Source organism: Pseudomonas sp. A-R-19 (assembly GCF_019956575.1).
Lineage (GTDB): Bacteria > Pseudomonadota > Gammaproteobacteria > Pseudomonadales > Pseudomonadaceae > Aquipseudomonas.
Map to the genome: position 1 here is coordinate 74,185 of NZ_JAHBDR010000126.1, position 12,870 is coordinate 87,054.

General features: G+C 53.7%; 10 protein-coding genes. 6 read left to right on the forward strand and 4 right to left on the reverse strand.

Annotated elements, in window-relative coordinates:
• Positions 1 to 357 precede the first annotated feature (357 nt).
• Positions 358 to 1,782 carry an aldehyde dehydrogenase family protein gene (locus tag KGA88_RS31015; RefSeq protein ID WP_223596685.1) on the reverse strand — a complete coding sequence of 475 codons (1,425 nt, stop codon included), beginning with the start codon at positions 1,780 to 1,782 and terminating at the stop codon, positions 358 to 360.
• A 376-nt stretch (positions 1,783 to 2,158) separates the two neighbouring features.
• On the opposite strand from KGA88_RS31015, the gene KGA88_RS31020 reads away from it, so the two are divergent.
• The 6 genes from KGA88_RS31020 to KGA88_RS31045 all read left to right on the forward strand — a co-directional run bounded on the left by KGA88_RS31020 (position 2,159) and on the right by KGA88_RS31045 (position 9,373).
• Entirely contained in the window at positions 2,159 to 3,304 is a 1,146-nt protein-coding gene (locus KGA88_RS31020) for an alcohol dehydrogenase family protein (RefSeq protein ID WP_223596687.1), read from the forward strand.
• Positions 3,305 to 3,488: 184 nt separating this feature from the next.
• Positions 3,489 to 4,193 (forward strand): nitroreductase, encoded by a 705-nt coding sequence (locus tag KGA88_RS31025; protein ID WP_223596689.1) that lies wholly within the window; start codon positions 3,489 to 3,491, stop codon positions 4,191 to 4,193.
• Between the two features lie 96 nt (positions 4,194 to 4,289).
• Positions 4,290 to 5,822, forward strand: a complete 1,533-nt coding sequence (locus tag KGA88_RS31030) for a class I adenylate-forming enzyme family protein (RefSeq protein ID WP_223596691.1) — start codon at positions 4,290 to 4,292, stop codon at positions 5,820 to 5,822.
• A 74-nt stretch (positions 5,823 to 5,896) separates the two neighbouring features.
• Positions 5,897 to 6,658: an enoyl-CoA hydratase/isomerase family protein gene (locus KGA88_RS31035; protein WP_223596693.1), complete on the forward strand. Its 762-nt coding sequence runs from the start codon at positions 5,897 to 5,899 to the stop codon at positions 6,656 to 6,658.
• Between the two features lie 311 nt (positions 6,659 to 6,969).
• On the forward strand, positions 6,970 to 8,448 hold the full coding sequence (locus tag KGA88_RS31040) for an APC family permease (protein ID WP_223596695.1): 1,479 nt from the start codon (positions 6,970 to 6,972) through the stop codon (positions 8,446 to 8,448).
• 154 nt (positions 8,449 to 8,602) lie between these two features.
• On the forward strand, positions 8,603 to 9,373 hold the full coding sequence (locus KGA88_RS31045; RefSeq protein ID WP_223596697.1) for an aspartate/glutamate racemase family protein: 771 nt from the start codon (positions 8,603 to 8,605) through the stop codon (positions 9,371 to 9,373).
• 349 nt (positions 9,374 to 9,722) lie between these two features.
• Here KGA88_RS31045 and KGA88_RS31050 read toward each other — a convergent pair whose 3' ends face one another.
• From KGA88_RS31050 to KGA88_RS31060, 3 genes are all read right to left on the reverse strand, one after another.
• A complete protein-coding gene (locus tag KGA88_RS31050; protein ID WP_223596699.1) occupies positions 9,723 to 11,057 on the reverse strand; it encodes a CitMHS family transporter in 1,335 nt (444 codons plus the stop codon).
• Positions 11,058 to 11,176: 119 nt separating this feature from the next.
• Positions 11,177 to 11,920 (reverse strand): acetoacetyl-CoA reductase, encoded by a 744-nt coding sequence (gene phbB / locus KGA88_RS31055; protein ID WP_223596701.1) that lies wholly within the window; start codon positions 11,918 to 11,920, stop codon positions 11,177 to 11,179.
• A gap of 134 nt (positions 11,921 to 12,054) precedes the next feature.
• Positions 12,055 to 12,843 carry a hydroxypyruvate isomerase family protein gene (locus KGA88_RS31060; RefSeq protein ID WP_223596703.1) on the reverse strand — a complete coding sequence of 263 codons (789 nt, stop codon included), beginning with the start codon at positions 12,841 to 12,843 and terminating at the stop codon, positions 12,055 to 12,057.
• Between the last annotated feature and the right edge of the window lie 27 nt (positions 12,844 to 12,870).

Consider the following 12,870-nt stretch of genomic DNA (forward strand, 5'->3'; position numbering starts at 1 on the left):
TCAACGAAAACACGACTCATTTTAACGGCATGTGACAGTACATGCTGCGTCACATGCTGCGTCTGCGCTGGTGTCATTGCATGCTTGGGGTGCTCGAATGACTTGAAGCTAAAACATAGGCCTGCGTGCCAGATCTTGCTAACTTAAACGTATAATTCTTGGCAACCTGATCCGCGATGCCACGAATTGCAGGCAGGAGGACAGGCATTATTTCACCTGGCGGCATTCAAAAGGGGATAGTGCCAGTGCCTGTAGGCGAACACTGGCGAGAAGACGATCAGTCTCATGTAGGGGACAATCCTTTCGCTACGCGCTGAGCAAATGCTTGGGGTTCGAAAACCCCAAGGAGCAAAGCTGTCAGTTGTAGCCAACGATCGATTTGGTTTCCAGATATTCTTCGAATCCGAGAACGCCAGACTCTCGGCCGTTCCCGGACTGTTTGTACCCACCAAAAGGTGCGTAGGAGTCCCAGTCAGGGTAGTTGATGCATATCATGCCGGCGTCGAGTTTCTCAGCGACCGCGCGGGCGCGGTCCAAGTTGGAGGAAACGACATAGCCTGCCAAGCCGTAAACGCCTGAATTCGCCATATTAATAGCATGCTCGACATCCGTGTAGGGAATTATGACCAGCACAGGGCCGAAGATTTCCTCACGGATAATTTCATAATCCTGATGTTCTACGGCGAATACGGTTGGTTTGACATAAAAGCCCCGAGTCAGGCTATCAGGCCGACCTGTACCACCTGCAACAAGTTGGGCGCCTTGATCGATACCCGACTGAATGAGGTTCTGGATTTTCTCGAACTGGTTGACGTTGGACACGGGGCCCAAATTGGTGGTGTGAGCCAATGGATCGCCGACCTGATGCGCGTTAGCAGCGGCTCCGGCAATGATCTTCGCTTTTTCAAGCTGGGACGCCGGCACCATCATAAGTGTAGGTGCATCGCATGTTTGGCCACTGTTGGCAAAACAGACTTGAACGCCAACGGTTACGGCACTCTCCAGATCCGCATCGTCCAGAATGATATTGGCGGATTTCCCACCGAGCTCTTGAGTTACCCGTTTTACGGTATCGGCTGCAGCTTTAGCGATTTGCACGCCCGCTCGAGTGGAACCTGTAAACGAGACCATACGGATCTTCGGATGCCGAGAGATCGCCTCTCCGACGCTAAGCCCATCACCATTCACTAAGTTGAATACGCCAGCCGGAAATCCTACTTCTGCTACTGCTTCGGCGAACAGGATAGCGTCCAGAGGAGTGACTTCACTGGGTTTGAGTACGACGGTGCAACCGGCGGCAAGCGCAGGCACGACCTTGAATACGATCTGATTCAAGGGATAGTTCCATGGCGTGATCAGCCCCACGACACCGATTGGTTCCTTTCGGATAACAGTGGTGCCGACCTTGGAAACGGTCTGGTAAGACTCTGCAATGGTGAGCATCGCTTCAAAATTCGCCAGCGCGCCACCTACCTGGACATCTCGGGAGAAGCCGGTGGGAGCGCCAATTGTCTTAGTTATCGCCTCTGCCAATTCATCAGTTTTGGACTGCAGCTTCTCTTTCAGCCGCTTCAAGAGGTCGAGACGGTAGGACATTGGCTGGGCGGAGTACGATGCCAAAGCAGCTTGCGCAGCGTTCACTGCCTTATCAACGTCCTCGGCAGATCCCATGGCAATTCGACCGCAGTTGTCCTCCGTAGCGGGATTAACCAGGTCCCTGAACTGCGGCACGGCAGGGTCAACCCACTCACCATTGATATAAAACTTTTTGGTTGTGTCCATTTCTTCCCTCTGAAACGTGGGGCGCACGACACTCTGGAGTGTGGCCGTATGCACGGTGAAGAGAAGCTTGTCGATCCGCCATGTCAGCCGCCTTGGCGTGTGCACAGGGTTCGAAAGCAGAGTACCTTACGGTCAATTATTAAGACTGTCAGGTATGTAAGTATCCCTGCCTGGATATTGCAAATCAAGAGGGAGAAACAATCGGGAGGAAAATGGGAGGAGTCATTGGGAGATTTCTGCTGCTCCCGGCTATTGACAAGGCGCTCCATCACGCCATACTGACTCAGCGGTATAAATATAGACCGAAGGGTATATTGGGTCTAGCCGTGCATACGGGCGGTAGGCCATTCTTTCGAACAGATTACAGGTGTGTGGAATGACTTCTTTGCAGGCCGGAACAGCGAGCGAATCCAAAACAATGCGTGGTGTGCATCTGACAGGTTATGGCGGAGTGGAGAAGCTGGTGCATCGCGAGGACATTCCGGTGCCTGAGCTCAAGGCTGGCGAAGTACTGATCAAAGTCGGCGCGTGTGGCATGAACAACACTGACATCAATCTCAGGTCAGGTTGGTATGATCGCGACGTCAACACCTCGCTGTCAGAAGACGTCGGCTTGAAAGGCAGTGACAAGCACTCCTCTAATGAGCGTCCGGATGCCGCCAATTCCTGGAACCAGAAATCCGTACTGTTTCCTCGCATACAAGGCGCCGCTGTTGTCGGATCAATTGTCGCAGTTTCTTCTGCTGAGGATTCAGGGCGCGTGGGACAGCGCGTCATCGTTGATCCCCAAGTACGAGATTTTTCACTCCCTTTGCGTGCACAACTCGTTGAATATTTGGGCGGTGACCGAGACGGTGGTTTCGCAGAATATGTTGCAGTACCTGGCCCGAATGCCTATCAGATAAATTCGACGTTGAGTGATGCGGAACTCGCGACTTTCCCAACCTCCTACGACACCGCTGAAGAGATGCTCGTGCGTGTGCGATTGGCCAAAGATGAGGTGGTAGTCATTACTGGCGCAGCAGGTGGCGTCGGTACTGCGCTTATTCAGCTTGCACTCATTCGTGGTGCGGTGGTGATCGCCATTGCTGGCAAGGACAAAGAGCAACAGCTTCTGGATTTGGGTGCGCGCCATTTCATCGCACGGGATGATGGAAGTGTCGGTGCAAAAATTGAAGCAATCGTTGGAAGCAAGGGTATCGATGTCTTCGTGGATGTCGTAGGCGGCCCGCTATTCGGCGAAATTTTGAAGAAGCTTACCCGTGGTGGTCGATACGCAACCGCAGGGGCGATCGCCGGACCTATTCAGCCATTTGATTTACGAGACCTCATTTATAAAGACCTGGAGATGTATGGTATTACCTGTCCAACTCCAGAAACTTTCGCCAGTGTCCTCACGTATATTGAACAGGGACGGCTTAAGCCTATCTTGGCGAAAAGTTTCAGTCTTCATGAATTGCCAGACGCTCAAGCTGAGCTAGTTAAGCGTAGTCATGTAGGAAAGTTTGTAGTTGTTCCTTGATGCTGAACGATCTGTGAAACTTTTCATGAGAAAGACGGCCTGCCAGCGCGACCATGATTTGGCTGCGGCAAAAGCGCATGGGATGTCGTTCCGGATTTCATGCATCATCGGCAGTACCGCCGCGCGCCTCGACAAGTGGGGTTGCCTCTAGAGTCGTGCACGCAGGTGCCAGAGGGTTGTAGTGATGAATGTTTCGCTTGTGTCCGAGAGCAACGAGTTCTCACCTAGCCACTTCGAGCAACTGGTCAAGGATCGTTATTCTTGCCGAGCTTTCCTCCAGAAACAGATTCCCCGTGCCCTCATCGAAAGGATACTGGCTATCGCTCAACGCTCTCCTTCCGACTGCAACATTCAGCCGTGGAAAGTTGCAATCGTGAGCGGCGAGCGTCTGGAAAGGCTGCGTGTCGCCATGTACGAGCGCTCGATGGCTGGGGTGCCGATGGCCCCCGACATACCGCCAATTCCCCAATACACAGGGGTATTCCAGGAGCGTCGCCGTGTTTGTGGGTGGTCGCTGTACAGCACGCTCGGCATCGAGCGCGGCGACCGTGCAGCCTCCTATCAGCAGGCCATGGAAAACTTTCGTTTTTTTGGCGCTCCGTACCTCGCCATTGTGACGTCCCATGAGTCGCTGGGAACCCGCGGTGCCTTGGATTGCGGAGCTTATATGGCTTCATTTCTCTTGGCGGCTCAATCGCTTGGCGTAGCCACGGTGCCGCAGGCCTCCATCGCCCAGCGAGCAGATGTGATTCGCGAGCAACTTGGATTGCCCGGCGACGATCATGTCGTATATGGGATCGCGTTCGGGTGGCCGGATGGAGACCACCGGGTCAATAGTTTCAGAACGCCGCGTGCGCCGCTCGAAGAAGTGGTTACCTTTTTCAACTGATGTCGTGAGTCTGCTTAACCAGATTCATGCTTGTCATTTCTTGCCTGCTGCCACGTTAAATTACCAGCGTCTGACACCGGAACAGGAAGTAAGAACATGTCTGAACAGCCTTTTACCGCCCCAACACTCTACGGTGCGCTCTCTCAATCAGCCATGGCTCGACCAGATTCGATCGCGTTGATCTATGAAGGCGAGTCGATAACCTACGCCGAGCTGATGCGCCGTGTGGACAGTGTCGCTGAATACCTTCACGGATTGGGGCTGCGCGGTGGCCAGACGATTGCTGCGTTCAGTCAGAACCGGCCTGAGTTTGTGATTTTCTTTTATGCGGCAGCGAAGCTCGGGATAGTTTTCGTGCCCCTTAATTTCAATCTGACAGCGCTTGAGGTTACTTATGTGTTGAACCACTGCGAGGCGAAGTACTTGTTCCGGGACGATGCGGCCGCAGCCAGCATGGATCTGGATGTGCCGAGTGTGCAGTTGGAGACGCTTTGTATCCCTGAGGTATCGTCTGAACCTGCCAGCCTTCCTCGCGACGTGGATGTGGACGCTGATTCGGATGTTGTCATCGCCTACACATCGGGGTCTACGGGTAATCCTAAAGCGGTTGCGATCAGCCATCGCGCGACGTTGAACGCTGCACTGTCATTGATCGAACTGTGGGGCCTGTCTGATAAGGACACCACAGTAGTCGCCGCGCCGCTGGGGTTCCTGCTCGGGCTGTCGACCGCCACGACCGTGGGTTTGCTGGCAGGCATGAAAGTTGTGATCAACCGGCGCTTTCATCCGGCAGAAGTACTGGACGCATTCATCGAGCACCAAGCCACCATTTATAACGGCGTGCCGACAATGTTCTCCATGATGCTCGAATATTCGGAGCAGCAGGGCAAGGACTACGACCTTTCCGGTGTTCGGGCCTTGATCTGTTCTGGGGCGCCCATGCCCGATGAACTGCTAAATCGTTTTGCTCGGCGTTTCCAGAAACCGCTGCAGAATTATTACGGCATGACCGAGTGCTATCCCTTGATTGGCAAGTATGCCTCGGATGCGGTGCCGTTTCCGTCCGGCGCCGTCGGCAGGATCGCACCCGGTGCGAATATTTCGGTGGTTGGCCCTCAGGGACAGTCCTGCGCACCGGGAGAGGAGGGGGAGCTTCTGGCTCAGGCGCCTTCAACATTGACTCGATATCACAAGGATCCTGACTTGACCCAGCTGGCCTTCACCAACGGCTGGTTCAAAACAGGCGACCTCGGCTATATCGATGAGCGCGGCTATGTGTTCATCACCGGGCGCCTCAAGGAAATTATTATCAGGGGAGGCGCCAATATTTCCCCGGTCGAGGTGGAAAATACGCTGTTGCGTCACCCGGAGGTGGTGGCGGCGGCGGTGCTCGGCGTACCCGACAAGACCTATGGGGAAGTGCCTGTGGCTTACGTGGTTAGACGTGCCGGCTCAGAGCTTAGTGAAGCCTCTGTGATTACCCACGCTGAAAAGGAGCTGGCCAAGTTCAAAGTTCCAGCAGCGATTACTTTTTGCCCGGAATTACCATTGGGCAAGACCGGTAAAGTCGATAAGGCGCAGTTGCGCAAGCTTTGGGATCAGGCTGAGGGGTTGCCGGCGACGGCGTGACCAATTCAGCGGGCTGATTCAACCCCACCGGGTCTGTCGAAAGACTCGGTGACACCCCATAGCGGAGCCTCCAGATGTCAGTTTCTTTCAGAACGTTAGACGCAATCGGAATCATCCATTTTGATCGAGCCGACAAGCTCAATGCACTGGACGTTGCCACGTTCGGCGAATTTGCCGAACTGTCCCGGCGTGTCGCCAATGATTCAAGTATCAGGGGGCTGATGTTCACAGCGGCCGGTGACCGTGCATTCAGCGTGGGCGCTGATATAAGCGAATTATCCAAATATTCGCCTGCCCAGGCATTGGAGGTGGCACGTTTCAGGCAGTCCGCCTTAATGACGATATCTTCCTTAAACATTCCGACGTTGGCGGTAATTGATGGATTGGCCATGGGGGGCGGACTGGAACTTGCACTGGCTTGCACCTTCCGAGTGGCCACGCATAAGGCCAGGTTTTCTTTTCCGGAAATAAAACTGGGATTGTTGCCGGGTGCCGGCGGCACCCAGCGATTGCCCAAGCTGGTGGGGCAAGCCCGTGCATTGGACTTGATGTTGACTGCGAGAATGGTCGAGGCGCAAGAAGCCATGACGATGGGGTTGATCACCCGATTAGTCGACAATGGGAACGACGACGGGGTGAATTTCCTGACCCAGATTACACAGTTTAGCCGCACTGCTATCGGTGCAATCATTGAGGCGGTGCGCGCCTCCGATCTATCGCTCAGTGACGGCATGAAAATCGAGAATCAACAACTTTCTATTCTTAATGCCAGTGCAGATGCCATTGAAGGTGTTTCGGCGTTTTTGGAAAAGCGGCCCCCACGATTCAATCAGTGATCAGGGACGGACAGTCACGTTCAGGGCATCTGACTTGCCTCGGCAAGTAAAAGCGTAATCAGCGAATGTCATCAACAGTAATCGATCATACCTGCGCCAGGCGGGTGTGTTTTCAACTCGGCTCGGCAGGCACTAAATACAATAAAAACGCTGGGGTGGGAAACAGATGAATAACTTTTAGAGAGCCACTCTGCCAAGGGGCAGCGGTTAAATACGGTTGACTGTCGTTATTGTCATTTCTTAATGAATGGCCATCCGCGTCGAAGTTCCGCCGCTGCCAAAATAATCGCATACTCGATGCAGGGTGAAATATGAACTCAGTCGTCAGGCAAGATGAAATTAACAATAAATCGGTACCTGCCCATCCCAGTAGTGGATCCGACAAAAAGACGCTTTCTGGGAATCTAGGAACGCTTGATATAGTTTTTACTGTATTAGCGTACAACGCACCGCTGACGGTGGTTACCGGGTTTATTCCATTAATCGTCTCATTGGGAAATGGCGCAGGAGTGCCGGTGACCTTTTTGCTCGCCGGGGCCCTGATGTTACTGTTTTCTGTAGGCTTCACCACGATGGCCCGCCATGTACCCAACGCCGGGGCCTTCTATGCGTATATCAGCGCCGGTTTGGGGCGTCCTGCGGGATTGGGCAGTGCATTCATGGCACTGCTTGCCTATTTCTTCATGCTGCTGGGTATCACCCTCTATGCGGGTGTCGTCTTTGTTTCGCTGACCAAACAATTCTTCGGCAGCTCCCTGCTTCAATGGTGGCAGTGGTCGTTCCTTCTGGCCGCTGTGGTCGCTGCCTTGGGGTATTTGCGAATCACGTTTTCGGCCAGGATTCTCATGCTGGCATTGGTGGGCGAAATCATTCTGGTGGCGGCCTGGGAATTGTCAGTGGGGTCTTCACAAAGCGGTGCGCATCTGAGAACCAGTTGGCTGACACCCAGTGCCATCACCTCCGGCTCCATCGGTCTTGCTATTTTATTTGGGATGTCCAGCTTCGCAGGGTTTGAAGCCACGGCAATTTTCAGGGAGGAATGCAAAGATCCCGATAAATCCGTGCCCAGGGCCACCTATCTTGCTGTAGTAATCATGACGTTGACCTTCTCCTCGGCTGCTTATTTTTTTATTACCTCCTATGGAGTCGACGCCGCCCTGGCCAAAGCGACTGCCGATCCATCCAATGCCACCCTCGATTCCATCGGCCAATACCTCGGTACGATTGGTCTTGATGCGGTTAACCTGCTGTTGGGGTCGAGTGTGTTTGCCTGCATGCTCGCCCTGCACAACATCCTTTCGCGATACCTGTATTGCTTGAGCGTTGACGGTACGTTGCCACGCGTATTCGGCTCGGTTCATCCTCGTCATGGTTCTCCACACAAAGCTTCGTTGATGGTCACTTTCATCGCCGCTACTGCGCTGGCGCTGTTGGCCTACGAAGGCGTGGAGCCTTACTCGGGTTACGGTGCTTTGGTGGGGGTGGGAGGTTACGCGCTCATGATCTTGCAGATTCTGACTTCGCTCGCGGTGATTGTTTTCTTTCAACGCAAGAAGCTGCAAGTGAGCCGCCTCAAATCCTTTGTCGCCCCACTGGTCAGCTTTGTTGCCTTGATGATCACGGCCTGTCTGGCTTCTGTGAACCTTGATTTACTCACGGGCAATGCAACGGTGGCGATGATATTGCTCGCGGTCATTTTCGGCAGTCTGCTGCTGGGCATTCTTTACGCCCTTTACTTGAAGAAAAGCAAAGGCCGTGTGTATCAGTCCATCGGTCGTCAACAAGTTTGACTTGGCTGGGGATGACGCATCGGTGGCGCGTCGACTCTACCCTCAAGTAGGCCCAGGTCGATCAATTGACCTTTTACAACCCTAATCTTCCAATCTCGGAATTGTTCGCCGGTCAACCGTATCAGGTTAACCGGCGCTTGGCAGGAGTGAACGTATGACAGTTCGAATCAAGTACTTGAATCCTTGGGGCACCGACCTCTATGACTCCTTGATTGCAGAGACATTGACGCCGTTTGCACACAGCGATACTGAGCTGGTTGTTTCAAGCTTGAAAGGGACGCCTGAAGGCATGGAGGACATGTACAACAAACATCTCAACGAAACGCAGGTATTCGAAGCCGTGATGCAAGCCGAAAAAGACGGGTTTGACGCGGTCATCATAGGGTGCTGCTATGACCCAGGTGTGCGGGTCGCACGGCAGCTCGTGAATATTCCGGTGGTCGGCCCCACGGAGGCGAGCATGCACATGGCACCTTATTACGGGCACAACTATATTTTGGTGACGGATGATCACCGCGCGGTGCCCTACATGCGCGATATGGTGAGCGTCTACAGTCAGGACAAGGCGTGCCGTGAGGTTTCTTGTGTCGGATGGTACGTACCCGAGATGTCCACCGACCCAGAAGGCTTTGCTTTGGATGCGGTCAAGGCAATGGAGCTTGCCATGGTAGCTCAACGAGCGGAGGCGGCTATTCTGGGCTGTACTATTGTTGCGGCCAATTACGAGAAGTTGATCGCTGCGGGCCACCAGCGCAACGCCGCTATTCTCAACCCTAATAACCTGGCTCTCAAAATGGCAGAGTCGCTAGCTTCGCTTCGTTCGAAAGGCAACTACCAAGTGAACCGCGTTGGTTTCTACAATTCGTTGGCTGCGTGCAATCCGACAGAATTCACCCGGATCCGCCATACCTTTTGTGGTCAATAGGCTTTCATCAAGCAAGAACATTGAGCAGAGACAAGGTAACCGGCTGCTTCGATAGACAGTCCCCAAGGCGCTTTCTTAGCCAGGGGCAACCATCCAATTGTTGCCTGCGAAACGTCGAGCACTCTACAGTTGCTGTTCACAAAAGCGGCTGATCATTCATCAGTTGAGGATCAATCGAAGGACGCCCGATCGAGCGTTAAAAATTGGCGAGGTACAGGCGCAAGTCGCGCCGATCGAGTGAAAGTTTTGCCATCAGGTTTCGAGTTCGGGTTTTGGGACTGTCAGCAGTAATCCCGAACACATTCCTGTATCCGGGATTTTTTCCAAGCCCGCTGCGGCATTGGTCGAATTAAATGCCTGCCGCTAGAGGGAACAAGCCCAGGAGAAGGCACACACCCAGGAGCAGGAAGCTCAGGGCGAACGCCCATTTAATGGTGTACTTCTGGTGGTCACTGAACTCCACGCCTGCCAGGCCGCATAGCAGGTAAGTTGAAGCCACGAGAGGGCTGAGCAAGTGGACAGGTTGGCCGACTAGCGAAGCGCGCCCGATTTCTGCCGGGGAGATGCCATAGACCGCGGCAGCTTTTGCAAGTACCGGCAGCACGCCGTAGTAGAACGCGTCATTGGACATAAAGAATGTGCCGGGAATGCTCGCCAGCGCAGTGATCGGCGCCATGTATGGCCCCCAAGTCTCCGGCAGCATTGCCAAAAAGCTCGCGGACATTGCGTTCACCATGCCAGTTCCGGACAGGATGCCTGCCAGGATGCCGGCGGCAAGAAAGATCGCGATCTGGTTCAAGGCTGTTGGGGCGTGAGCGGAAATCCGGCGACGTTGATCATGCATGTGCGGATAGTTGATCACCAATGCGATGGAGAATGCCACCATGAACAGAATGGAAAGCGGCAGTACTTCGATCACCAAGCCAGTCATCAAGGCAATAGTCAGACCGGCATTCAACCAGAACAGCTTTGGACGACGCAGCTCGGCATTTTCCTCGGACATCGAGGGCAGGCCTTCTTCATTGTCATCATCGAAAACTGTGGCGGCAGCACCGACCGAGAGTCGCAGGGTGCCCAGACGCTGACGCTCCCGAATGCCGATGAAATAAGCCAGTGCCATGACACCCAAAAAGGCGACCACCATGACGGGAATCAATGGCAGGAAAAGGTCGGAGGTATCAACCTGCAAAGATGCCGCCGCGCGTGCCAGCGGGCCGCCCCATGGCAGCAGGTTGGTCACGCTCGCCGCCAGGATGACTACGCAGGTCAGGCACAACGGGTCAAGACGCAAGCGCTTGAACAATGGGAGCATCGCGGTAATGGTAATCATGTAAGTCGTTGAGCCGTCACCGTCCAGCGATACCATTCCCGCGAGCAACGTTGCAAAAACAACGGCCTTCATAGGGTCGCCATTGATCAACTTAATGAATTTTTTAATGATCGGATCGAATAGACCGGTATCGAACATCACGCCAAAGTAGAGGATCGCGAACATCACCATGATCGCGGTCGGCGCTACCTTGCGCAGTCCTTCGATCATCATATCGCCCATCTCTGGGCCAAAACCTGCCAAGACCGCGAATATGATCGGGACTGTGGTCATTGCAACCAAGGGCGACAAGCGCTTGGTCATGATCAGCGCCATGAAGGTCACGATCATTCCGTAGCCGAGTAGTGAAAGCATTTGTATCACCTTGACGTAAAGTACAATTGTTTTTATGGGATCTGCGTTCAAAACGCATCAAGGTTCCCGCAGGAATCAGATCTGGAGTAACTCGCAAAACTACCCATACATCATGAGCGTCAGCTCATGTGCAGGCCGCCGTTCAGAGAGAAGTCAGCACCATTGGCGTATCCGGCGTCGTTCGAGGCAAGCCAGGCACACATCGAAGCAATCTCTTCAGGAGTACCCAGACGACGGGAAGGGATGTCGTCAATGATGCGGTCCATGCTGTCGGCGGTGGTGATGGACTTGAGCTTCGCCGTGGCGATGTAGCCCGGCGATACAGTATTGACGGTGACGCCGCGCGGGCCGACTTCACGCGCCAAGGCACGGGTAAATCCGCGGATCGCAGATTTGGCGGTTGAATAATTGACCTGACCCACTTGGCCTAACTGGGCGTTGACTGAGGATATATTGATCACTCGGCCCCAGCCTCGCTCAGCCATGCCATCGATGACCTGCTTGGTCACGTTGAACAGTGAATTGAGATTGGTATCGATGACCGCTACCCAATCGCTGGGCTGCATATTGTGAAAAATCACATTCCTGGCAGTGCCGGCATTGTTGATCAAGACATCGATGGGGCCGACGTTTTTCTTGATTTCATCGAAGGCGCGGCAGCAGGAGTCCCAATCGGCGACATTGCCTTCAGAGGCGATAAAGGAAAAACCAAGCTCTTTTTGCTGGGCCAGCCATACGTCTTTAAGTGGCGAATCCGGGCCACAGCCCGCCACCACGGTGAACCCGTCTTTCGCCAAGCGTTGGCAAACGGCGGTGCCCAGTGTTCCCATGCCAGCGGTCACGAATGCGATCTTTTTGCTCATGCGTTAACTCCTGCTGTGTTTTCTTGTGGGGAGTATTACGGGCGGCTTTCATGGGCCACTGGCGCTTAATAGACCTCACTGGAAATTGTTTTGCAAGCTAACGTAGTACAATTCGAGCAAAAATAAATGCTTTCTTACGAACGGTTGATTTCCGGATTAACCACTCGCATCAGGTTAAACAGGCCCTCGATACCGTCGAAAGTGCTGGTTTGCGGTCGATATTCGCAACCAATCCAGCCCGTGTAGGCTCGGCTCTCTAGAACATGTAGTAACGCCTGAAAATCGATGCGCCCAGTGCCAGGCTCATTTCTCCCGGGAAAGTCAGCGACCTGAATGTGTTTGGTCCACGGTAGTAACTGATCAACTTTTAGCAAGCAGTCCTCCCCAAGAACCTGTGTGTGGTAGGTGTCCAGGATCAGGCCTAGCTCGGGAATAGCTTCGAGCATTTGTTGGGCAAGGCCGAAATCACTCATCAGGTAGCCTGGAACCTCCTGTGAACTGATGATCTCGATCACAGGGACAATGCCTTGATCGACGAGTGCTTCCGCCCCGTACTTCAGGTTGCGTCGATAGGTACCAGAATCGCTGATCACTGCTAGATCCTCAGTGGATGCACCCGACATCAGATGCACCATTTTGCAGTCGAGGATTTTTGCGTATTGAACGGCGACGTTCACTTCTGACAGGAAGGTCTGCTTCGAACTGCAAATGCCTGTAGTGCCTTTTGTGGCGCCAGATGGTGCGGCGAACTGCACCATTTCCAGTTGATGCTTATCCAGCAGTGCGGCCAGTTTCGTTGCTTCGTACTCATACGGAGATGGAAACTCGACTGCACGAAATCCAGCGTTGGATGCTGCCGAGAATCGCTCGAGAAAGGGCAGTTCGGTAAACTGATAGCCGATGTGTGCATTCAACTTGATCATGTTGCTTCTCCTGTTTTCGTGATGTTT